Consider the following 21,901-nt stretch of genomic DNA (forward strand, 5'->3'; position numbering starts at 1 on the left):
CGGAGAAGCGACAAGGGCCCCGCCGTGGCGGGGCCCTTCTCATTGGAGGTGGTCAGGCGGGGCGTCGATCCCCGGACCTACCGCTTTTCAGGCGGTCGCTCTGCCGACTGAGCTACCTGACCGAGTGTCGACGAGGGACGAACGCCCGATGACGACGACACCCCCGCCGAGGCGAGGGGGTTGCGGTCCCGACGAGATTTGAACTCGCGACCTCCGCCTTGACAGGGCGGCGTGCACTCCAGACTGCACCACGGGACCTTCTGGCCGATTGGCCGACGGCTACTTTACAGATGGGCGGTCGGGCGATGCCAACTCGGTCGAAGAAAATTCGTGTGGGTCGATCACGGTGACGTCTGATGGCGAGCCGACCGATTAGGACTGAGACGACGTGGGGCTGCTAAGCTGCATCGCGCCCTAACGGGCAGGCCCCCATCGTCTAGCGGCCTAGGACACCGCCCTTTCACGGCGGCAGCACGGGTTCGAATCCCGTTGGGGGTACACCGTTGGGGTACGCGCCGAGTGCGGGCCGCCGAGACGACTTGCCTGACGTCAGATTTCGACCTGGACTCCGAGCTCGACGGTGCGGTCGGGCGGCAACTTGAAGAAGGCGTCGGCCGGGGTCGCGTTGCGGAGCATGAACACGAAGAGGTGTTCACGCCAGATCGCCATCCCCGGTCGCCCGGTCACGCGCAGGGTCTCACGGCCGAGGATGAAGGTCGCCGAGTCGAACGAGAGCGGCGTGTACAGGGGTGCTTCCTCAGCGAGCAGCGCCGGTATGTCGATCGTGTCGGAGAACCCGCTGTGGTGCACGATGCGGTGCACTCCGTGCCCGAGGTCGGTGTAGGCGATCCGATCCTGTCCGGTGACGTACGGCCGGTTCTCGAACTTGATGGCGAGGACGACCACGGTCGACGGGAGCACCCGCGCATGTCGCAGGTGTGAGGAAAGGGCTTGGGGAACGATGTCGGGATTCGATCCCATATAGACCCCGAGCCCGGGATTGCGCATGATGTCGCGCTCGTCGAGCAGTTCGATGAACGACTCGAGCGGTTTGGCTTCAGCGGCGAGACGCCGTGCGGTGATGCGACGCCCGGTGTACCAGGTCGTGAAGACGGTCAGGAAGGCTGCCCCGATGGCGAGCGGAACCCAACCCCCGTCGGGAATCTTCGGAATGTTCGCCGACAGAAAGCCCAGATCGACGATGAGGAGCCCGCCGAGGACCCACATCGCCTTGGCCTTCGGCCATCCGAACCGGTCGCGGGCGACGCGGTAGAACAACACCGTCGTGATCACCATGGTTCCGGTGACCGCGAGGCCGTACGCGGCGGCGAGATTGTTCGAGGTGCGAAATCCCAGCACCAAGGCGACACATGCGGCACACAGCAACCAGTTGATCGCCGGCACGTAGATTTGGCCCTCCTCGCTGTCGGAGGTATGGGAGATCCGCACGCGGGGCAGATAGCCGAGTTGTACCGCTTGGCGCGTGAGGGAGAACGCCCCGGAGATGAGGGCTTGAGATGCGATCACCGTCGCGGCGGTCGACAACACCACCAGCGGCCACACCGACCAGGACGGAGCCATGCGATAGAAGGGATTGTCGATGTAGCCAGGATGACTGAGCAGCATCGCCCCCTGTCCGAAGTAGTTCAACATGAGCCCGGGGAGCACCATGGCGAACCAGGCCAACTTGATCGGACGCCGACCGAAGTGGCCCATGTCGGCGTAGAGGGCCTCGCCACCGGTGACGACCAGTACGACCGATCCCAGGCAGAACAGCCCGAGCATCCCGTTCTGAATGAAGAAGTCGACTGCGTACCACGGTGCGATAGCTCGAAACACCGACGGATCATCGAAGATGCGGATCAGCCCGAGCACCCCGAGCGTGAGGAACCACACCACCATCACCGGCCCGAATATCCGGCCGACCGTGGCGGTGCCCCGTCGTTGAATCCAAAACAGCGCCACGAGGATCACGATCGCGATCGGCACGACGTACCGCGTCATCGAGTCCGTCACCGTCTCCGTACCTTCGAGCGCGGAAAGCACAGAGATGGCGGGGGTGATCATGCCGTCTCCGTACAGGAGAGCGGCACCGAACAGGCCGAACAGCACCAACTTGCCGGCGTTGGCTTTGGCCTTCGTCCCATCCGGACGCACGAGCGCCGTCAACACCAAGATGCCACCCTCGCCGTCGTTGTCGGCGCGCATCACGTAGAAGATGTACTTGATCGAGATCACGATCACCAGCGACCAGAACACCAGCGATAACAGCCCGAGAACGCTCGCGTCGCTGATTTCGAGCGTCCGATCGTGATGTTCGTGGAACGCTTCCTTCAGCGAGTACAGCGGGCTGGTTCCGATGTCGCCGAAGACGACGCCGAGCGCACCGATGGTCAGCGCGGCGATGGGCTTCGGAACCCCGTGACCGCTGTCGGCGGCCTCGGAGGTGCTAGCGGACTCGGCGAGTTCGGGATCGGTTGCTGATTCGGCGGGCTCGGGCTCGGATGCACCGTGCTGGCCCACCGAGGAATCGGCGTCCGCGACACCATCTGAAGGCGACTGATCGGTCATAGGTTCTCAGCACTGTACGCACTCGGCACGACCCGGGCGTAGTTGGCGAGTTGAACCGTTGCTACAGCGTCGAGCGGAGTGCGGTGACGGCGTCATAGACGATTCCGCCCAGCAACTCATAGACCCGGTGAAGCCGCCGTTGTTCGTCGGTCCCGGTGGCGACTCCGCCGGGTTCGGTGATCCCAAGTTGGGTGCCGAAGACCAGGCGGGAGTCGTTCACCGTCCTCATCAACATCGAGAGCTCCTCGGCCGTCGCTCGCTTGGTGTCCATCAGGCGACGAACGGTCTCGAGTGACGCTCGCCGCCGATCGACCAACTCCGAGCGGGCAAGAATGCTCCACGCGGCATTGCGTTCCTCGTCATCCCCGTATGGGGCAGGAAATAGCCGTTCGATAGCCGGGTCATCCGATTCCAGCAGCCGGTCCAGTTCCTCGACTGCGTCCTCGATGAGCTTGCGATCGGCGGGGTGCCAGCGGAGCGCGAAGGTCCCGTCGCGCCGTGGGCGGAATCGGGTGAACAGCATCGTCGTGCAGTTTGTTGTGAGGTGGTCGAGCGCGTCCACCCAACGAGCGCGCGGGGAAACGTCTTGCCCGCTGAGCCGGCGATGTTCGAGGTCTGCAGACGCGACAGTGGCCATGGTGGAAACGGCGCCGGCGAACTCCTCGAGCAGTCCCTCGGTGAAGTCCTGGTGTTCGAGGCCGTAGCGCACCTTGTCGGCACACATGTCGACGATGGCCATCAACTCCTCGCGGCCCAGTATCCGGCGTCGCCCGCGGTCGTTTTCGGCGATCTCGACACCGGCGGCGACATCGTCGGCCAGGTGGGCCAGCCCCGCTGTCAGGACTTCATGCGCGTCGACTGGGAGGTGCAACTCGAAACGGTCGTCGTCGAGCTGGCTGAGCCAAGGGGAATCAGGGGCCCATCCGCCGTCGCGCGGGACGTCATCGAAGAGGTCTTCCCCGTCGGACATCGACATCAGGTGTCCTGTTGCATGGTCGCCCACAGGCCGTGCTCGTGGAGCCGCAGCACGTCGACCTCGGCGCTGGCACGATCTCCCGAACTGACCACCGCCTTTCCCTCGTTGTGGACCTGCATCATCAACCGGGTGGCTTTGGTCTTGGAGTAACCGAAGACCTTCTGGAAAACGAAGGTCACGTATTCCATGAGGTTGATCGGGTCGTCCCAGACCAGCACGACCCAGGGGGAATCGACCTCGCTCGCCTCGTCGCGTTCAAGAACGCCGACGGGTCCGCTCGGCTCCAACGGGGAGTCGTCGGTCATGAGGCCTCCGCCTTCGAGCCGGCCAGTGCCGGGGTGGACGGGTACGGCTTGCGGCCGTCGGCCTCAGGGTGCGCACGAGGCGTGACCGCCGCCTCGGCAAAGGCGAGACGCAGCGCAAGGATCCAGACCAGTGTCGCGCCCGCCACGTGGAACCCGACGAGGAGGGCGGGCACTCCGGCGAAGTACTGCCAGTAGCCGAGAGCGCCTTGGGCGACAACCGCGATGAGCAAGTCCTTGGCCTCGCGAGAAGGCACTCCTCGTCTCGCCGACCGTAGGACCATCCAGACGGTCATCAGACACAACAGCCACACGGTCGCTGAGTGCAGTTGGACGACGGGACGCAACTCGATGGGGAGGCGTTCGATCAGGATCTCGGTCCCGTCGTGGCCGACCTTCGCTCCGGTGTGTGCCCCCGCGCTCGTCACCATCGCCCCGCCGAACAGGACCAACGCCCCCAAGGTCACGAGCAGCTTCGACTCGAAGGACCACGTTCGCCGGATTGCGGCGACGGCCTTGCCGGGTTCGGTCTCATGATCGGGATCGGTCGAGCGTTTCCAGAGCACCATCGCGGCCCACACCAGCATCATGGAGACGAGGAAATGCACCGCGACGACCGAGTAGCGCAGCTCCGACAGCGTGACCGCCGCGCCGATCAGAATCTGTGCGACCACCCCGATGACGAGGACCCACGACCAGCGGGTGAGATCGGAGCGTCGCGGCCGTCGACGCAGCGAGCCGAGCACCGCGAGCACCACCGCGATCGATACGAGGCCGGTGATCAGGCGGTTGACGAACTCGATCATCGGGTGAAACGACAGGGACGCGACGAGCTCACCGTCCTCACAGGTCGGCCAATCGCTACATCCGAGCCCGGACCCCGTCAGGCGCACCGCCGCGCCGGTGACGATGATGCTGGAAAGCGCCGCGACGGAGATCTGCACGATGCGTTCGTAGCCCCGCGGCGTCGGACGGAATCGTTCTGCGGCCACGGGGTCACGCTAGGCGTTAGGGCGAAGCGGGTTCACATCGGCTTGTCCATCGGGCGTGCCCACTCGCCTGAACGGCTGCATTGGCCCACCGCCGCCGGCTGGGCGTAACTTGGGCCGTGGTGTCTTCCACGATCGTGTCATCCACCCCGTCCACGTCGCCGGGAATCGTCACGAAGCTCGGCGGCTACGTCGCGCTCACGAAGCCGCGCATCATCGAACTCCTGCTCATCAGCACCGTACCGACGATGTTCGTCGCTCAGCGTGGGGTTCCCGGCATCTGGCTGATGATCGCGACCGTCGTCGGTGGGACGTTGTCGGCTGGCGGTGCGAACGCCATCAACATGTACGTTGACCGCGACATCGATGCGTTGATGAGCCGCACGAAGAACCGCCCCTTAGTGACCGGAATCATCGCGCCGCGCAATGCGCTCGTGTTCGCGGTGGGCCTTGAGGTGGTGGCCTTCTTCTTCCTCTGGATCACGGTCAACCTGCTGTCGGCAGCGCTGGCCGTGGCCGCCTGCCTGTTCTATGTGTTCATCTACACCCTTTGGTTGAAGCGGTCCTCGGAACACAACATCGTGATCGGCGGGGCCGCCGGCGCGGTGCCTGTCTTAATCGGCTGGGCGGCGGTCACCAACGAAATCACGTTGGCGCCGATCGTGTTGTTCGCCTTCATGTTCTTCTGGACCCCACCGCATTTCTGGGCCCTTGCGATCAAGTACAAGGACGATTACTCAAAGGCAGCGGTACCGATGTTGCCGTCGGTGGCGAACTACGACACCGTGACGCGAAAGATCCTGAATTACACATTCTTGGTCGTGGTGTTCAGCCTGCTCTTCGCGGTGACCGCCGATCTCGGCGTCATCTACTGGACTGCAGCGACGGTGCTCGGAGCGCTGTTCATCTGGCTGGCGGTACGAGTCCGACGCACCGAGTCGCCGGCGATCGCCATGAAGCTGTTCACCTACAGCATCACCTATGTCACCGTGCTGTTCGGCGCCATGGCGATCGATGTCCTGGTGGGAGGCTGACGCTGAGATGGGCTACAGGATCCACCTTGACCCGGACGCGCCGACCCGCCGGTTTTTCCCAGACGCCGTTCCTCCAAGTATTGTCCCTTGCTGCAGTACCGTCCGACGTGCCCGCACCTGCGAGGTGGGGGTCGCCCGGAAGATCGACCACAAGCCTCGAGGCATCACATGGCACTGACCGAGACCCGACCCGAAACCGCTGTGTCCCCAGTCGTCGCCTCCGGCGGCGTGGAGCCGCGAACCACCCCGACCGCCGTGGAACGCGTGCTGGGATCGGGTGATCACGCTGTGGTCGGACGCATCCTGATCGGTGCGTCATTGCTGTTCCTTGCGATCGGCCTCGTCATCACAGCACTGTCCAACCTTCACCTCGCAGCGGGTGACTTCCTTGAAGAGAGCGTCGGGCAGCGGTTCGCTTTGGCCCACCCGCTGTTGCTGCTCTTCTGTGGAGTGCTGCCGCTTGTGCTCGGCCTCGCCTTTTCGATCGTGCCTCGGCAGTTGGGGGCGTCGACGCTGCTGTTTCCTCGTGCCGCTGCGATGTCTCTGTGGGGCTGGCTGTTCGGTGCGGTGCTCTTCTTGGTCTCGGTGTTTGCAAAGGGCTCCTATGGCGGAAGCAGCCTCGAGATGGTCCGTATGGGCCACGTTGCGATTGGGCTGATCGCCGTCTCATTGTTGGTCGGCATGGTGTCGGTCATGACCACGATCATGAGTGCCCGACCGGCCGGACTCGGAATCGCGCGAATCCCGTTCACCTCTTTCGCCTACCTGGTCACGGGGGCGCTCTGGCTCGTCACGATCCCACCCTTCCTCGCCCAGATCGTCCTGTGGCACATTCGCCAGCCGAACGTCATCGACCTCACGAACTCCGCGTACCCGCAACTCACCTGGATCTTCTTGCAGCCGGCGCTCTACATCGCCGCGATTCCGTTGCTCGGTTTCCTGGCCGACTCGGTCGCTACTGCGGCCGGAACACGTCAGGGCGGATACGGCGCCATGCAGGCGCTGATCGTCGGCTTCGGCGTGTTCTCCTTCGGAGCGTGGGCACAGACGGAGGTGTCCCGCGACAATTTGGTCTGGATCGCCACGTCGGTCCTCGTCGCCGTTCCGGTGCTCGGCGCGCTCGGTGCATCCCTCAATACGTTGCGGCGTGGCAACAAGCCGGTCGCCACCGCCGGGTTGGTTGCAGCGTTGCTCGCGACGTTGACGCTGTTGTTGGCCATCGCCGCCGGGGCGGTGCAAGGAATTGCGACCGCCGGGGACGGCGAATTGTTCGATCTCGCACGGGGAGACTTTGCGACCTCGTCGCCGGGAATCTCGACCGGTCAGTTCTATCTGGTGATCGGGGCGGTCGTCGTCGGTGGCCTCGGAGCGTTGTTCGGATGGGGTAGTCGGATCGTCGACGGTGGCCTGCCGAAGGGCGCTGGTTTGGGGTTGGTTCCGCTGGCCGCTCTCGGAGCATTGGTGATGGGCCTCGGCGCCGCGATCATCGGGCTGACCAACGCCGGCGATATCGGTGCCTTGGCGACGGTTTCTGGGATCGGTGCGTTGATTCTCGGGGTCACCACCTTGGCCGCCTTGGCTGCACTCGGTGCAGCTGCGACCGGGCGGGCAGGCGACAACGACGACCTCGTCGGCGGCACGCTTGAGTGGTTCGACGGCGCTGAGTTGCCGGCGATCGAAAGTGAGTATCCGGTGCTCGATCTGAACGAAAAGGGAGCGAACTGATGTCGATCATCCCGGCAGAAATTCCGGCAGCGGTGTTGCCGCGCCGGAGACAACTGCTCTTCGGCACGGTCTTCGTTTCGATTGCCGTCGCGATGTATCAGCTCGCGCTTGTGGGGCTCTACCTCCAGGAGCGCTCCGCTCGGTCGAATGTGTGGTTCGCCGAGCACACGATCCCGCTGACGCAGCCGAACATGCAGCTCAGCGCCCTCGGGCTGAGCGTGGTCTTTGTGCAGTGGGCCGTGTGGGCGATCGCACGCAACCAACGTGGGCAGGCCTACTTTGCGCTCGGCTGCACGTTGCTCATGGGGTTCGCGTTTCTGAACCAGACCACCTTCCTGTGGACTGAGATCGGGCTGCCGATGACCAACGTCGAAGGTCCGCTGTTCTATGCGGTGACCGCGAGCCACTTCGCGATCATCGTGGCCGCCATGGTGTTTTTGCTGGTGACGGCCTTTCGGACCCTCGCCGGTTCCAATTCCGCGGAACATCCTGAAGGCGTGTCGGCGGCGGCACTCTTCTGGCATGTTTCGGTCGCTCTCTACACGGTGGTCTGGCTCGCCGTGTACATCATGAAGTAGCCGGAGTCGAACATGATCACACGTGCTTCCAGAGTCTTCTTCGCCCTCGGTTTAGCGGCCTATTTCGCGGCCATCCTGTACGGCGTCATCACCAACGGCATCAATTCGGGTGGTGTCGTCGACACCCTCACCGGTGATGGCGTGGTGAACGCGTTGGTCGGACCGATCAGCTTCGGCTACAAGGGCGGGGTCGGTGAACACGTCGGCTACACCCTGTTCATGGCCGCAGCAGTCAGTTCGTTCTTTGCCGCTGGGGCATGCCTGGCCTTCCGCGACGGCGACGCCGAGGCCATCGCTCAGCTTGCTGGCACCGACACGGCTCCCCCCGTCGTCGCCCCCGGCGATCTCAGCCCGTGGCCGATCGTGGCCGCGGGTGGCGCTGCCGTTGCGGTGATCGGCTTGGCTTCCAACCCGTTGCTGTTCGCAATCGGCTGCGTGGTCATCGGAATTGCCGGCGTCGAGTGGATCGTGAAGGACTGGTCCGAACGGGTGTCATCGGATCCGCAGATCAACGCCGTGGCCCGTGCCCGGCTCGCGCACCCCGTCGAATTGCCCGTCGGGGGCCTGCTGGTCATGGCGGTCCTGATCGGATCCTTCGCGAAGATTCTGCTCTCGTCGACCAAGACCGAAGCGATCATCGTGGCATCGATCATCGCGGCGCTGATCTTCGCGGTAGCGGTGATCATCGGAACTCGCCCGCAGATGCGCCGTACTGCGGTGGTCACCTCGGTCATCGTCGGATTTCTCGTGGTGATTGTGTTGGGTCTGATCGGAGCGATCCGCGGCGACTCGCCGGTTGAGCACCACGACAGCGGCGACCATGCATCGGCCGTCGCGACGGATTACCGGTTGGCCTCTGCCTTGGGAGAGACTGAAGCATCATGATTGAGCGAATGACGAAGCCCCACCGACTTTCGAGGTTGGTGTCGGTCAGCGCTATCACCTCCGCGGCGTTGTTCCTGTCGAGCTGCGGATACGTGCGCGACAGCGAGAATCACCCGCTCACCACGCTCGACCCCAAGGGGCCTCAGGCGCAGATGATCGACGATCTCTCGACGCCGGTCTTCGCGGTGGCGGGGGTCGTGTTTGTCCTGATCCAGGCACTCATGATCTACCTGATCGTGCGCTACCGCCGTCGCCCCGACGATGTCGACGGCGTCGACGAGCCCACTCAGATCCACGGCATGGACCGGCTCGAATGGGCGTGGACCATCACTCCCGCGGTCATCCTCGCCGGCCTCGCGATTCTCAACGTCCAGACGATCTGGAAGATGGAAGAACGCAACGATCCGAACATGATCACGGTGGAAATCATCGGTCAGCAGTGGTGGTGGGAGTACCGCTACGACTTCGATGCCGATGGGTCCGTCGACGTCATCACCGCCAACCAGATGGTGATTCCCGAGGACACGCTGGTCGATTTGCACATCCGGTCCAACGACGTGATCCACTCGTTCTGGATCCCGGCGCTCAACGGAAAGCGCGACGCCGTTCCTGGCCGCACGAACCGCTGGCTGTTGCAGGCCGACGACCCCGGCCTCTACGAGGGGACCTGCACCGAGTTCTGCGGTCTGAGCCACGCGTATATGCGCATGGAGGTCAAGGCACTCGATTCAGCGGATTGGGAGCAGTGGAAATCCGACCAGCTCGAACCCGCGAACATCCCTGCCGATCCCACGCCGGATGACGATTCCGACGATGACGCGGTGCTCACCGGCTACAAGACGTTCATCGCCAACTGTGCGTCGTGTCATCAGCTCAACGGCGTCGACGCAGGCGGCGAGGAGACCGACGGCACCCCGGATGCGGACTATCGCGGTGAGGATCATCCACTGACGGCGGGCAATGCCCCGAACCTCACCCACCTGATGAGCCGTAATCGCTATGCGGGCAACCTGTTTTCGCTGTGGACCACCGATAGCGACGGCAACTACACCGACCAGGTCGACACGTCGACCCTCGGCGACTGGTTGCGCGATCCCGGGGCGCTGAAGCCGATGGCAGCCGACGCGAACCGCGGCATGCCGAACCTGCAACTGTCCGAAGATCAGATCTCGTCGCTGGTCGCGTTCCTGTCGACGCTCAAGTAGGAGACCGATATGGCAATCATTGAAGCTCCGGCGCCGGTGGCTCTCGAATCGGGTCAGCCAGCCGCACGCCCCCTGGGCATTTTCGCCCGACCGACCTCCGCGCAAACCGGTTGGAAGTCGTGGCTCACGTCGGTCGATCACAAGCGCATCGGCATCATGTACGGCATGGCCTCGATGTTCTTCTTTGTCATCGGTGGCAGCGAAGCCTTGTTGATCCGGCTTCAACTCGCCCGACCGAACCAGGCGTTGTTGAGTGCTGACCTGTACAACCAGGTGTACACGATGCATGGCGTCACGATGGTGTTCCTCGTGGTCATGCCACTCGCCGCAGCGTTTGCGAACTACCTCCTGCCACTGCAGATCGGCGCCCGGGATGTGTCCTTCCCGCGAATGAACGCGCTGTCGTTCTGGCTCTACTTCTTTGGTGGCCTGTTCCTGAATTCGTCGTGGTTCCTCGGCGGAGGCGCCGACGGTGGCTGGTTCAACTACGCACCGAACTCGGGTGTGCTGTTCAGCACCAGCCACGGCATCGACTTCTACGTCTTTGGTTTGATCATCACCGGTATCGCCTCGCTGGTGTCGTCGATCAACCTCATCGTGACGGTGATCAACCTGCGTGCACCGGGCATGACGTGGTTCAAGCTTCCGTTGTTCACGTGGATGACGTTGGTGACGCAGTTCCTGTTGCTGTTCTCGCTGCCGGTGATCACGGTGGCGTTGTTCCTGCTGATGTTCGACCGCACGTTCGGCGCCACCTTCTTCGATGTCGCCCTGGGCGGCGATCCGATGTTGTGGCAGCACCTGTTCTGGATCTTCGGACACCCCGAGGTCTACATCATGGTCATGCCGGCCTTCGGCATCGTGTCGGAGATCATCCCGGTGTTCTCCCGCAAGCCGCTCTTCGGCTACTCGTTCATGGTGTTTTCCGGCATCGCCATCGGGTTCATGGGGTTCGGCGTGTGGGCCCACCACATGTTCGCCTCCGGAATGGGTCCGATGTCGGTGATGGCGTTCTCGCTGTCGACGATGTTCATCGCCGTGCCGACCGGCGTGAAGATACTGAACTGGGTTGCCACCATGTATGGGGGCCGGCTCCGGTTCACGGCCGCGATGATGTTCGCGATGGGGTTGGTGTCGATGTTCACCATCGGCGGCCTCTCGGGTGTGACGCACGCCTTCGCCCCGGCCGACACCCAGCAGACCGACACCTACTACATCGTGGCCCACTTCCACTACGTGCTGTTCGGCGGCGCGCTGCTCGGATTCTTCGGCGCCATGTATTTCTGGTGGCCGAAGATCTTCGGCCACTTCCTCGACGAGCGCATGGGTAAAGCCCATTTCTGGATGACGCTGGTCGGGTTCAACCTGACCTTCGGCCCGATGCACATCCTCGGCCTCCAAGGCATGAGCCGTCGCTATTTCACCTACAGCGACGGCTACGGGTTCAACTTCTGGAACCTGGTCGCGACGATCGGTGCGTTCATGATCGCCATCGGCCTCGTGCAGTTCCTCGTCAACTGCTGGGTGTCCTATCGCAAGTGGAAGCGCGAGCCATACGATCCGGGAGCCGACCCGTGGGATTCCCGCAGCTTGGAGTGGATCACTCCTTCGCCGACCCCTGAGTACAACTTCTCGGAGACCCCGGTCGTCCACGAGCTCGATGATTTCTGGCATCGCAAGTACGGTCACGACGAGCAGGGTCGAATGGTCCGCATCGCCGAGACCGACGACATCGTGCAGAAGCGTGTGTCGGGCGACGACATCCATCTGCCCTCTCCGTCGTATTGGCCGATCGTGCTTTCCGCCGGTCTGCCGTTCATCGCCTACGGCCTGATCTTCAGCTATTGGTGGCTGATTCTCGGCGCTGGTCTGACGGTTGCCGGTATCGCCGGATGGATCGTCGAGCCGTCGACTGATCCCGATGCGGGACACGATCATCACGACGCTCACGACGACGGCGACGACGATCATGGTGAAGCCATCACCGCCACCGATGTTGCCGGTGAGCTTGAGACCGTAGGCGCCGGCGTTGCCGGTGGCGCCGCTGCCAGCGAGGAGAACGCAGGTGAGTGAAGCACTGACCATGCCCGTCGCGGCGGTGGACGATCACGGCCACCCGCCGACCAATACCGGGATCTCGAATGAGAAGCTGGGCATGTGGGTGTTCCTGGGATCGGAATGCCTGATGTTCGGTGGCCTCATCTCCACCTACTTCCTCTACAAGAACCGTCCCGGCTCCATCGTGTCGGTTCGCGGCCGGGAGATCACAGGAAGCGACATCCGCCCGTCAGACCTGTTCGCCAACGGGTTCACGTCGGTCACTTCGTTCATCTTGTTGGCGTCCTCGCTGACGATGGTCTTCGCCGTCGCCGCCGCGAAGCGCAACGAGATGGCTCGCATGCGCTACTGGCTCGGCACGACCGCAGTGCTCGGCTCGCTGTTCATCGGCGGCCAGGTGTACGAGTTCACGACCTTCGTCCGAGAGGGCATGGGGTACACCTCGAACGTTGCGGCTTCAGCGTTCTACACCCTCACCGGCTTTCACGGTGCCCACGTCACGATCGGCATCTTGATGTTGCTGATCACGATCGCCATGTCCGCTCGAGGCCGGATTCCGCATGCGAAGGCCGAGGCGGTGGAAATCGTCGGGCTGTACTGGCACTTCGTCGACGTGGTGTGGATTCTCGTGTTCACCATCGTCTACCTGATCAAGTAAGCGAGGACGTATGTCTGCAGTTGGCGCAACACACGCCCATCACGATGACCACGCCGACCACGGCGACGGCCTGTATTGGAAGACCTTCGTCGCGTTGGCGATTCTGACCGCCGTTGAGGTTTCGACCGAATGGTGGCCCGAGGGGCTCGGTTGGATCACGACCGCAGCGCTGATCGTCATGATGACGATCAAGTTCATTCTCGTGGCGCAGATCTTCATGCACCTCCGTGACGATCACAATCTGCTCGGGCAGCTCTTCTATTTCGGGGCGATCCTCGCTATTGCGGTGTTCATGGGCGTGTTCGGCTCGATGCGAATCTTCGAGAAGTCCGGCCTCGGTGGTGAGTTCACCTTCAACGATCCAACGATGCAGCGGCCCCTGCCCCCGCCTCCGACCGATCCGCCGCCGATCATCCGCGAGACCACCGGCGGTCACTGACCGTCCGGGCGGGCTCGTCGGCCGACCGGGGCGAGAACGCTTCGAGACAAACCCGTCGCTCACCGCGCATGACCTGCACGGTGAGCGGCGGGTTTCGTCGTTTCCGCGAAGGTGCCGCTCTGCGCGTCGTACGGGCGGGCGGGCGTTCTGGTGACGATCACTCCCAGCGGAAGAATCTAATCGCCAACAGCGGGGTCACGACGGCCCAGACGATCAGGACGAGCCACGCGTTCGAAGGGATCGATTCCGCCGGATGGAATGCCCCGAGCATGATCTGTGACAGTGCGCCCGCCGGAAAGACCTTGGCTGCCGTCGCCATGGGGGTCGGCATCTCTGCGAGTGGGATGACCATGCCGCCGGTGACGAGCAGGACGAGGTAGAGCGCGTTACAAAGGGCGAGGTTGGTGAGCCCCTTGAGGGTGCCGGCGAGGAGTAATGCAAGCCCGCCGAACGCCGACGTGGCGAGCGCAGCGGCAGCGATCGCCGGCAACCACCCCGATGCTTGAGGGGACCACCCCAGCGCCAGGGCGACGGCGACGATGACGCACCATTGAACGAGTTCGATGCACATGATCGATCCGAATTTGGCGGCGACCCACCGGCCGCGACCGAGCGGCGTGGCGCCGAGCCGCTTCAGCACTCCGTAGAACCGTTCGAAACCGGTTCCCACCCCAAGACTCACGAGCGAGGAGCTCATGACCGCGAGGGCCAAAATGGTGGGTCCGAGGCGTTGAATCGGTTCGGTCGACTCGTCGAAGATGTCGATGTTTGCCATGAGGACGAGCAGTCCTAGCGGAATCAATAGGTTGACGAGGATCTGCTCGCCGTTGCGGAAGGCGAGGATCAATTCGAGGCGGAGCTGGGCGGTGAACGCTCTCATCGCTGTCCCGTCCGCGGGGAGCGTCGCTGTGCCCGTGTGCGGCGCCCCGACTCGCTGCGACGGTCGGCTCCCGCCGTCTCGGAGGTGAGGCGCACGAAGAGCTGTTCGAGCCCCTGGCGGCCGGCTTGAAGGTCACCGAGCAGTATCGAACGTTCGGCGAGCCATCCCGTCAACGACGCGACGAGCGGCGGGGTCGGGGACGCTTCGACGTCGTACATGCCCTCGCCGAGGTCGGTGACGGCAACGCCGAGCACAGCGCTGAGCGCGGCGAGGTCGAGTCCGGGTTGGGCGCGGAACCGAAACGACGGTGCGTCGGCTCCAGACAGCAGATCGCTTGCGGACCCGGCGGCGACCACCCGTCCGTGATCGATGATGACGATGTCGTCCGCGAGGACTTCGATCTCCGCAAGGTCGTGGGTGGTCAACAACACGGTGACGCCCTGCGCCGCCAGGTCGGCGATGAGGTCGCGGATCAGCTTGCGGCCGGCGATGTCGACGCCGGCGGTCGGTTCGTCGAGCAGGACGACCTGTGGGCGTCCGATCACGGCGAGCGCAAGCGCCAACCGCTGCTGTTCTCCTCCGGATAGTGATCGCCACGGGGACTTCGCCCGATCTTGCAGGCCGACGAACGCCAACATGTCCGCCGGGGAGTGGGCATTGTCGTAGAGCGCCTCGTACAGGCGCAGGATCTCCATCGGTCGAACCGCGGGCTGGATTCCGCCGTGTTGCAACATCACGCCGACCCGCCGGGCGAACTCCCGGCGTTCGGTGAAGGGATCGATGTTGCCGATTCGGATCGTGCCGCCGCTCGGCCGTCGATAGCCCTCGATACATTCGATGGTCGAGGTCTTCCCCGCCCCGTTTGGGCCGAGAAGGACGGTGATTCTGGCCGGTTCGGCGACGAATCCGATGTCGTGTACCGCCACGAGGTCGCCGTAGCGGACGCTGAGGTGGTCGACGACGATGGCGGACACGCGTGTGAACCTACCGGTCGATGAGAACCGAGGCGAGTTGGCTGACGGTGTCGACGATGACGTGGGCGCCGGCAGCTTCGAGCTCGCCGGTGGGGGCGTATCCCCAATTCACCCCGATGGTGTAGAGCCCGTTGGACAGGCCGCCCTCGATGTCGAAGTTCCGGTCGCCGACCATGACCGCCGAACGGGTGTTGAGGTCGGTGAGCGCTGCGGCGATGAGGTGTACCTTGCCGTGCGCGGCGGTCGCCATATCGGCGGCTCGGATGGAGTCGAAGTACTCGGTGAGTCCAAACGCCTCCAACATCCGGTGTGCGGTTTCGCGTCCCTTCGAGGTGGCGACGGCCATCGGTCGTCCATTCGCCGAGAGTCGTTCGAGCAGCTCAACAATGCCGGCGTAGACCTCGCACTCGGCCTCGCCGTGCTCGAAGTATCGGCGTCGGTACTCGAGGCGACCGGCCTCGATCTGACCGGACGGAAAGCCGAGGTCGCGAAGCATCATGTCCAGCGGCGGCCCGAGCGCGGCGCGCAGCGCATCTTCGCCGGGCACTTCGAGGTCGAAGTACTCGAAGGTCTCGACCAAGCAGCTGAGGATTCCCGGCGCGGAATCCCACAACGTCCCGTCGACATCGAAGATGACGGCATCGTTCGCTGGGTCGTGGTTCACGTGTCCAGAAGCTAACCGCTGGAGGGACCGTGGCGCCGATGGGCGACCGCGCCTGGCGTAGGGTACCGGTGGTGGAGGTTCGTTCCTGGATGGTTCCCTTGGTGGCGGCCGCGCTGTTCGCGGCCGTCGCCGGAGGATGCAGTAGCGGCGATGGCACCTCGGCTGGAGATTCGACGGCGCGGTCGAGTGACGACGTGTCGACTTCAGCCACCGTCGCAATCTCCGAGGAGTCACCGGTGCAGGTGGCGCTTGCGAAGCTCACCTCAGTGTCGACCAACGATCTGCGGATGGGCGCTGCGTTCAATCACGACTTGGTCTCGATCGGGATGCGTTCGATGGGTTTCGACCTCGGCGAGTCCGCCTGCATTGCGGACGCTGTCACCGCGTCGATGGGGGAGGCGTTCGACCGTACGCCGGTCGCCTCGCTTTTGGTGCCGACTCGATGAGCCCACAAGTACTCCTGGGTTGCACGACGTTGGAACGTGCCCAGGAGCTGGCCTCTGGCGCAGACGCTGCGCAGGTGCCAGAAGCGGAGATGCGCCGGGTGCTCGTGGGCCTCGCGTCGGCGGGGTACGAGCAGGCGGGGTTGAGCCCCACCGAGGCAACCTGTCTGGCGGCCGATGCGGTCGCGACGCTCGAAGACGACGGGTCGTTCGCGGCGCTTCAGTCGGGCGGCCTTTCCGACGGGATCAACGAGGCAGCGCTGCGGAGGTGTGTGAGCGACGACCGGATCGTCGAACTCGCGAAGTAACCGGGATTCGGTTGGGTCCGGTCGGCGATAGCGTTGCAGGAATGTTGGACATCAGACTGTTCCGCAACGACCTCGAAACCGTGAGCGAAGGCTTGGCGCGTCGCGGTGAGGATCCCGAGGCGATCGCCGCCGTCGTGTCGCTCGACGCCGAGGTTCGGCGGGTGAACGCCGAGCGTGACGAATTGCGTTCGCGTATTCGCGCGTTGTCGAGCGAGGTCGGTCAACTGATGCGCGACGGACAGCGTGAACTCGCTGCGGAGTTGCAGGCCGAGTCCCGCTCCCTCGGTGAACACGAAAAGGAACTCGACCAGCGATCCGATGTCGCCTCTGCGGAGTTGCACGAGTTGTTGTTGCGCATTCCGAACCTGCCGTCCGACGATGCCCCGGCGGGTCGATCCGAGCACGACAACGTGGTGGCGCGCATCGAGCAGTTCGAGGAGTCGGCCTACGGCGAGCACCAGCGGGTGGCGCACTGGGACATCGGTGAGGCACTCGGGATCCTCGATGTCGAGCGGGGCGTGAAGATGTCGGGCTCGATGTTCGTCATGTACCGCAAGGCTGGTGCCCAACTCGTTCGTGCGCTCTGTCAGCTGGCGCTCGACCGCAACGCCGACCTCTACGAGGAGGTGCGGCCGCCGACGCTGGTGCGTACCGACACGATGGTGGCGACCGGCCACCTTCCGAAGTTCGCCGACGACGCCTATCACCTCGAGCGCGACGATCTGTACGCCATCCCGACCGCCGAGGTGCCGCTGACCTCCTTGGCCCGTGGGGAAATCATCGCCGAGGCCGAATTGCCGATGCGGCTGATGGCGCACACGTCGTGCTTCCGGCGCGAAGCCGGGTCCGCTGGCAAGGACACCCGTGGGCTCCTGCGGGTGCACGAGTTCGACAAGGTCGAGATTCTGGCGCTCGGAACCGCGGCGCAGGCGGCGGAACTCCACGCAGAGATCCTCCAACGCGCCGAGTCGCTCATCCGAGATCTCGGCCTCGCCTACCGGGTGCTGGACCTGTGCGCGGGCGACCTCGGCAATTCCTCTCGTCGCACGTTCGATCTTGAGGTGTACGCCCCGGGTGTCGACCGTTGGTTGGAGGTGTCCTCGGTGTCGTGGTTCGGCGACTACCAGGCCCGTCGTGCCAACATCCGCTACCGGCTGGCCGAGGGCAAGGGAACCGAGGTGTGTCACACCTTGAACGGCTCCGCGCTTGCCGTGCCACGGGTGTGGGCGGGCATCGTCGAGACCTATCGACAGCCCGACGGCACCGTGGTCATCCCGGAGATTCTGCGCCCGTACATGCGAGGTCTTGAACGCATCGAGTTGCCGGTACGCCCATGAGTGGTGTCGATCCTGCGAGCGTCGTGGGCGCCGACGATGCCGCAGGCTCAGACGGATCGGCGACGGGATCGTTCGTCGGCGAGCGGTCGACCTACGAACACGGCGTCCTGATCGAATCCGAGGTGGCCGACAACCCGATCGACCAGCTTCGTCGCTGGATCGACGAAGCCGAACAGGCGGCGGTCCCCGAACCGACGGCGATGACCCTGTCGACGGTGTCGAGCACCGGCAGGCTGACCTCGCGCACCGTGCTGCTCCGACAGCTGAGCGCCGAGGGTCCGGTGTTCTACACGAACTACAGCAGTGCGAAGGCCGACGACCTTGAGGCGCATCCGAACTGTGCGGCGCAGTTGCTGTGGATCCCGCTTCAACGACAGGTGCGGATCGAGGGCACGGCTCGGCCGGTTCCCCCAGCGACGTCGGACGCGTACTTCGCCGACCGTCCTCGCGGCAGCCAGGTGGGTGCGTGGGCGTCGCCGCAGTCGGAGGTCATCGCCGGGCGTGCCGAACTGGAGGCGATGGTCGCCGACGCCGAGGCGAGATTCGAACATGTCGAGAACGTCCCGAGACCACCGCATTGGGGTGGGTACGAACTCGTGGCCGATGTGGTGGAGTTCTGGCAGGGCCGGCCGAGTCGCCTTCACGACCGACTGCGCTACCGCAGGGTCGGGCCTGAGGGCGAGCGCGGGTCTGATGGCGAGCGCGGGTCTGATGGCGAGCGCGACTGGGTGCTCGAACGGCTTGCGCCGTGATCAGCCGCCGGTCGAGTTGAATACCGCCGCGGCGTCGTCGGTGACGAGCCATGGTGCGCCGTACCAGCCGATCTCGGTCGGGCCGAACCCGTCGGCATGCATGGCGCGAGCGAACGCCGCGGTCGAGTCGACATCAGCGGTGATCAGGATCGCGGTCGGCTGGGCCGCTGCGACGATCGCCGCCACCGCGGCGGCCTGACCGGCCGATGTGAGCTCGACGCGACTCGTGATGGTCCCGTCCAAACTGGTGAACGCCATCGCCATGTTGTCGGCGACGACTCGTTCGTCGTCGCTCGCACCGTCGACGATGACGACGCCCGTGTGTCCGTCGAACGACGCAAGTTGTCCGACGACCCAGCCCTGCAACTCGGTGGTCGGCGTGGTGCGGAAGAACCTTCCGTCGGCGCCGGCCGTTTGGGCTGCGCCACCATCCAGCGGCGAGATCAAGACGACGCCCGCCGGTCGGACCACGTCGAGCACTCGTTGCGTGGTCGTCGAATCGAGGCCGCCGATGATGACATCGGCGCCAGCATCGACGAGGGCCTGCGCTCCTCGGGCGATGTCGTCGGGGGTGCCGGTGCCGGAGGCATCGTCGAGGAGGTCGAGGTCTGAACCGATGACTCCACCCACCGTGTACTCGTTGATCTCCTCAACCGCGAGACGCACCCCGGCCATAGCGGAGCGCGAGGCCGTGGTGAGTCCGGGGCTGTCGAGGTCGGTCGGCAGCAGGGTCCCGACGCGAAGGATGCCGTCGGGCAATGGCCCTGAGCGGGGGTCGGCACCCGAGGACTCGCCGAGTTCTCCGGGGCTGCGCAGCTGCCCACCGACGGACTCTGAAGCGGTTGGCACGCCGTTGGTGGAGATGCGCACGACCTCGAACTCGCCCTCCAACGGGATGCCGTTGCGTTCGAGCGCGGCCGAGCCGGAGTAGCCCGTGTACGCGATGTCGGTTCGTTTGAGGATCTTCGCGCGACAGTTCGCGAACCCGAGACACGGCTCGCCGCCGACGGTGATACCGGGGATGGCGCTGGCGATACGGCCCGGGGCGTCACTGCGCGCCTCTTCGGCGGCCAATGCAGCGATGATCACGGCGTCGTAGGCAGAGGCTGCAGCCGCTTGATCGGTGGCGGTCGGATCGATTCCGGCCAGGCGTCCGCTGAAGTCGGGATTTGAGCTCCACGAGCGGGCGATGCCGGTCATCGTGGCGAACGGACTGTCGTCGACCGTCGCCACGTCGTTCGTCGACGGGGTCACAAATGTTGGCGCTGGAGCATCGCCGATCGTGTCGTCAAAGCTCGCGTTCGTGCAACCGCCGATCACGGCCGCCGCGCCGAGGAGCGCCACGGTTCGGCGGATGCGGCGTCGAAACGTGGTGCGCACAACCATCGCTGTCATGTTAGAGGTGCCCGGGTGGTGTCACGGCTCGCGATGTCTTTGGCTGGCGGCAGCCGACCGGCAATACTGGCGAGATGCCTGATACCGCGCAGCCACAGCTCGACCAGACCCTCGTCGGACTTTCCTTTGAGGACGGGTTTCGGGCGACCGAGTTCCTGACGGCGACGGCGCGGTTGGCGGCGAGTGGCTATCTGCGGATCATCGACGCGGTGATCGTGACCAAGGACGAGCAGGGCAAGACGACCGTGCGTGAGACGACCGATCTTCAGATCGGCGAGTCGGCGTTGTCGGGAGCACTGTGGGCCGGACTGTTCGGCGTGGTCCTTGGCGGTCCGGTCGGATGGCTCGCCGGCATGGCGGTCGGAGCGGGGGCAGGCGCTTTGACGGCCAAGGTGGTCGACCTGGGCCTGTCGGATGAGTGGGTGGATTGGTTCCGGGAGGTGGTCCAACCCAACACCACGACGGTTGCCCTACTCGCCACCGATATCGACAACAACGCCCTCGTTGCTGAAGCCGAACGATTCAGCGGAGCGCGGCTCGTCTACACCAACCTCCCGCCGGCAACCCTCGACCGGGTGAAACAGGCCCTCAACGACAACAGCGCGAGCGACTGACCGGCGTCGTCCTCCGGGGGGTTACACGCCGCGGGGCTTGAACAGCGACTCTTGAGCGAGCTGTTCGAACAGGTCGGCCTCGCGGTCGGTGAGTGACTCGGGAACGACGATGGAGATGACGGCATACAGGTCGCCGTCGTCGCCGCGCCGGTTGGGCAGCCCGCGGCCGCGTAACCGCAGTCGCTTGCCCGACGACGACCCCGGGGGCACCTTGACCTGGGCGGGGCCGCTCAACGTGGGCACCGTGGCCTTGGCGCCGAGCGCCGCCTCCCACGGGCTCACCGCGAGTGTGACCGACAAGTCCCGTCCGTCGACGGTGAAGGTCGGATCCGGTGCCAGCTTCACCTTCAACAACAGGTCGCCGGCGGGTCCGCCGCCGGATCCCGGTCCCCCCTCGCCGCGGACCCGGATCTTTTGGCCCGCGGTCACTCCCACGGGGATCTTCACGGTGATGTTGCGGACGCCTGTCGGGCCGCTCATCGTGACCTGACGCTCACCCCCGCCGAAGGCCTCCTCGAGCGACAGGATGATCTCTGCGTCCTGGTCGGCTCCGCGTTGCGGGCCGCTGCTGCGACGGCCCTGACCGAACAACCCGCCGAGCAGGTCCTCGAAGCCGCCTCCTCCGCCACCTCCGCCTCCGAACGCACTCCCGAATCCTCCACTGAACCCGCCGCCGCCGAATCCGCCTCCGTTGCCAGTGGTAGCGCCCCGTTGCGCTCGGGCCCACGCCGCCGGGTCGGTTCCGGGCGGCACCTTGCGGAAGTCGGCACCGAACGCGTCGTAGCGTTTGCGGGTCTCGGCGTCGGACAGGACGTCGTAGGCCTCCGAGATCGCCTTGAAGCGGTCCTCGGCCTCGGACGACTGGTTGACGTCGGGATGCCACACGCGGGCGAGCTTGCGATACGCCTTCTGGATCTCGTCCGAGGTGGCGTTGCGGGAGACCCCGAGCGTGTCGTAATAGCTGCTCGCCATGGCGTTCACGGTAGCGGTCCACGCCCGTCGCTGGGTGCGGAGGGTCGTGCGGATCGTCCGGCGGCCACTCGCTCGACGCGACGGTCGCCGATTCGGCGAAGTTCGGCCATCATGGAACTTGGAATCGGCGGTCGCGGCTGTC

Annotated in this window: 22 protein-coding genes and 3 tRNA genes; 14 read left to right on the forward strand and 11 right to left on the reverse strand. The window is 64.8% G+C overall.

Translation table 11 applies throughout. The annotated features are described in order from the left end of the window. Positions 1 to 49: 49 nt before the first annotated feature. Positions 50 to 122 (reverse strand) — tRNA-Phe (locus M9952_01935). A 61-nt stretch (positions 123 to 183) separates the two neighbouring features. Then, a tRNA-Asp gene (locus M9952_01940) sits at positions 184 to 258 on the reverse strand. Between the two features lie 167 nt (positions 259 to 425). Between M9952_01940 and M9952_01945 the strand changes: the two genes are divergently transcribed. Further along, positions 426 to 498 (forward strand) — tRNA-Glu (locus M9952_01945). A gap of 51 nt (positions 499 to 549) precedes the next feature. Here M9952_01945 and M9952_01950 read toward each other — a convergent pair. The 4 genes from M9952_01950 to M9952_01965 all read right to left on the reverse strand — a co-directional run bounded on the left by M9952_01950 (position 550) and on the right by M9952_01965 (position 4,841). Beyond that, positions 550 to 2,571 carry a KUP/HAK/KT family potassium transporter gene (locus M9952_01950; GenBank protein MCO5311683.1) on the reverse strand — a complete coding sequence of 674 codons (2,022 nt, stop codon included), beginning with the start codon at positions 2,569 to 2,571 and terminating at the stop codon, positions 550 to 552. A gap of 61 nt (positions 2,572 to 2,632) precedes the next feature. Next, complete coding sequence (locus M9952_01955) at positions 2,633 to 3,547, reverse strand: DUF2017 domain-containing protein (protein ID MCO5311684.1); 915 nt, start codon at positions 3,545 to 3,547, stop codon at positions 2,633 to 2,635. Next, positions 3,547 to 3,852, reverse strand: a complete 306-nt coding sequence (clpS, locus tag M9952_01960; protein ID MCO5311685.1) for an ATP-dependent Clp protease adapter ClpS — start codon at positions 3,850 to 3,852, stop codon at positions 3,547 to 3,549. Before clpS ends, M9952_01955 begins: the two co-directional genes overlap by 1 nt. After that, on the reverse strand, positions 3,849 to 4,841 hold the full coding sequence (locus tag M9952_01965; protein MCO5311686.1) for a COX15/CtaA family protein: 993 nt from the start codon (positions 4,839 to 4,841) through the stop codon (positions 3,849 to 3,851). Before M9952_01965 ends, clpS begins: the two co-directional genes overlap by 4 nt. Before the next feature lie 119 nt (positions 4,842 to 4,960). On the opposite strand from M9952_01965, the gene M9952_01970 reads away from it, so the two are divergent. From M9952_01970 to M9952_02005, 8 genes are all read left to right on the forward strand, one after another. Further along, positions 4,961 to 5,872, forward strand: a complete 912-nt coding sequence (locus tag M9952_01970; protein ID MCO5311687.1) for a heme o synthase — start codon at positions 4,961 to 4,963, stop codon at positions 5,870 to 5,872. A gap of 168 nt (positions 5,873 to 6,040) precedes the next feature. Further along, complete coding sequence (locus M9952_01975; protein ID MCO5311688.1) at positions 6,041 to 7,597, forward strand: cbb3-type cytochrome c oxidase subunit I; 1,557 nt, start codon at positions 6,041 to 6,043, stop codon at positions 7,595 to 7,597. After that, a complete protein-coding gene (locus tag M9952_01980; protein MCO5311689.1) occupies positions 7,597 to 8,175 on the forward strand; it encodes a cytochrome c oxidase subunit 3 in 579 nt (192 codons plus the stop codon). The genes M9952_01975 and M9952_01980 overlap by 1 nt, the downstream gene beginning before the upstream one ends. Positions 8,176 to 8,187: 12 nt before the next feature. Next, complete coding sequence (locus M9952_01985) at positions 8,188 to 9,060, forward strand: hypothetical protein (GenBank protein MCO5311690.1); 873 nt, start codon at positions 8,188 to 8,190, stop codon at positions 9,058 to 9,060. An 8-nt stretch (positions 9,061 to 9,068) separates the two neighbouring features. Beyond that, the gene (gene coxB / locus M9952_01990; GenBank protein ID MCO5311691.1) at positions 9,069 to 10,265 is read left to right on the forward strand and encodes a cytochrome c oxidase subunit II; all 1,197 of its coding nucleotides are present in this window, start codon (positions 9,069 to 9,071) and stop codon (positions 10,263 to 10,265) included. A gap of 9 nt (positions 10,266 to 10,274) precedes the next feature. Beyond that, positions 10,275 to 12,338 (forward strand): cytochrome c oxidase subunit I, encoded by a 2,064-nt coding sequence (gene ctaD / locus M9952_01995; GenBank protein ID MCO5311692.1) that lies wholly within the window; start codon positions 10,275 to 10,277, stop codon positions 12,336 to 12,338. After that, complete coding sequence (locus M9952_02000) at positions 12,331 to 12,981, forward strand: heme-copper oxidase subunit III (protein ID MCO5311693.1); 651 nt, start codon at positions 12,331 to 12,333, stop codon at positions 12,979 to 12,981. The genes ctaD and M9952_02000 overlap by 8 nt, the downstream gene beginning before the upstream one ends. Positions 12,982 to 12,991: 10 nt before the next feature. After that, positions 12,992 to 13,420, forward strand: a complete 429-nt coding sequence (locus M9952_02005; GenBank protein MCO5311694.1) for a cytochrome C oxidase subunit IV family protein — start codon at positions 12,992 to 12,994, stop codon at positions 13,418 to 13,420. Between the two features lie 157 nt (positions 13,421 to 13,577). On the opposite strand, the gene M9952_02010 is transcribed toward M9952_02005, so the two are convergent. Genes M9952_02010 through M9952_02020 form a run of 3 tightly spaced genes read right to left on the reverse strand, consistent with a single transcriptional unit; the run spans position 13,578 to position 15,938 of the window. Then, on the reverse strand, positions 13,578 to 14,300 hold the full coding sequence (locus M9952_02010; GenBank protein ID MCO5311695.1) for an ABC transporter permease: 723 nt from the start codon (positions 14,298 to 14,300) through the stop codon (positions 13,578 to 13,580). Next, positions 14,297 to 15,274 (reverse strand): ABC transporter ATP-binding protein, encoded by a 978-nt coding sequence (locus tag M9952_02015; GenBank protein ID MCO5311696.1) that lies wholly within the window; start codon positions 15,272 to 15,274, stop codon positions 14,297 to 14,299. Before M9952_02015 ends, M9952_02010 begins: the two co-directional genes overlap by 4 nt. A gap of 10 nt (positions 15,275 to 15,284) precedes the next feature. Beyond that, complete coding sequence (locus M9952_02020) at positions 15,285 to 15,938, reverse strand: HAD hydrolase-like protein (protein MCO5311697.1); 654 nt, start codon at positions 15,936 to 15,938, stop codon at positions 15,285 to 15,287. Between the two features lie 71 nt (positions 15,939 to 16,009). Here M9952_02020 and M9952_02025 point away from each other — a divergent pair, with 71 nt between their 5' ends. Genes M9952_02025 through pdxH form a run of 4 tightly spaced genes read left to right on the forward strand, consistent with a single transcriptional unit; the run spans position 16,010 to position 18,778 of the window. Beyond that, positions 16,010 to 16,384: a hypothetical protein gene (locus tag M9952_02025; GenBank protein MCO5311698.1), complete on the forward strand. Its 375-nt coding sequence runs from the start codon at positions 16,010 to 16,012 to the stop codon at positions 16,382 to 16,384. Continuing rightward, complete coding sequence (locus tag M9952_02030) at positions 16,381 to 16,689, forward strand: hypothetical protein (protein MCO5311699.1); 309 nt, start codon at positions 16,381 to 16,383, stop codon at positions 16,687 to 16,689. The genes M9952_02025 and M9952_02030 overlap by 4 nt, the downstream gene beginning before the upstream one ends. A gap of 41 nt (positions 16,690 to 16,730) precedes the next feature. Further along, positions 16,731 to 18,026 carry a serine--tRNA ligase gene (gene serS, locus M9952_02035; protein ID MCO5311700.1) on the forward strand — a complete coding sequence of 432 codons (1,296 nt, stop codon included), beginning with the start codon at positions 16,731 to 16,733 and terminating at the stop codon, positions 18,024 to 18,026. Beyond that, on the forward strand, positions 18,023 to 18,778 hold the full coding sequence (gene pdxH, locus M9952_02040) for a pyridoxamine 5'-phosphate oxidase (GenBank protein ID MCO5311701.1): 756 nt from the start codon (positions 18,023 to 18,025) through the stop codon (positions 18,776 to 18,778). Before serS ends, pdxH begins: the two co-directional genes overlap by 4 nt. Here pdxH and M9952_02045 read toward each other — a convergent pair whose 3' ends face one another. After that, a complete protein-coding gene (locus M9952_02045; GenBank protein MCO5311702.1) occupies positions 18,779 to 20,164 on the reverse strand; it encodes an ABC transporter substrate-binding protein in 1,386 nt (461 codons plus the stop codon). It lies immediately after the preceding gene. An 83-nt stretch (positions 20,165 to 20,247) separates the two neighbouring features. Between M9952_02045 and M9952_02050 the strand changes: the two genes are divergently transcribed. Continuing rightward, positions 20,248 to 20,787 carry a DUF1269 domain-containing protein gene (locus M9952_02050; GenBank protein ID MCO5311703.1) on the forward strand — a complete coding sequence of 180 codons (540 nt, stop codon included), beginning with the start codon at positions 20,248 to 20,250 and terminating at the stop codon, positions 20,785 to 20,787. Positions 20,788 to 20,808: 21 nt separating this feature from the next. On the opposite strand, the gene M9952_02055 is transcribed toward M9952_02050, so the two are convergent. Next, complete coding sequence (locus M9952_02055; GenBank protein ID MCO5311704.1) at positions 20,809 to 21,759, reverse strand: DnaJ domain-containing protein; 951 nt, start codon at positions 21,757 to 21,759, stop codon at positions 20,809 to 20,811. Positions 21,760 to 21,901 lie beyond the last annotated feature (142 nt).

The organism is Microthrixaceae bacterium (genome assembly GCA_023957975.1).
GTDB lineage: Bacteria > Actinomycetota > Acidimicrobiia > Acidimicrobiales > Microtrichaceae > JAMLGM01.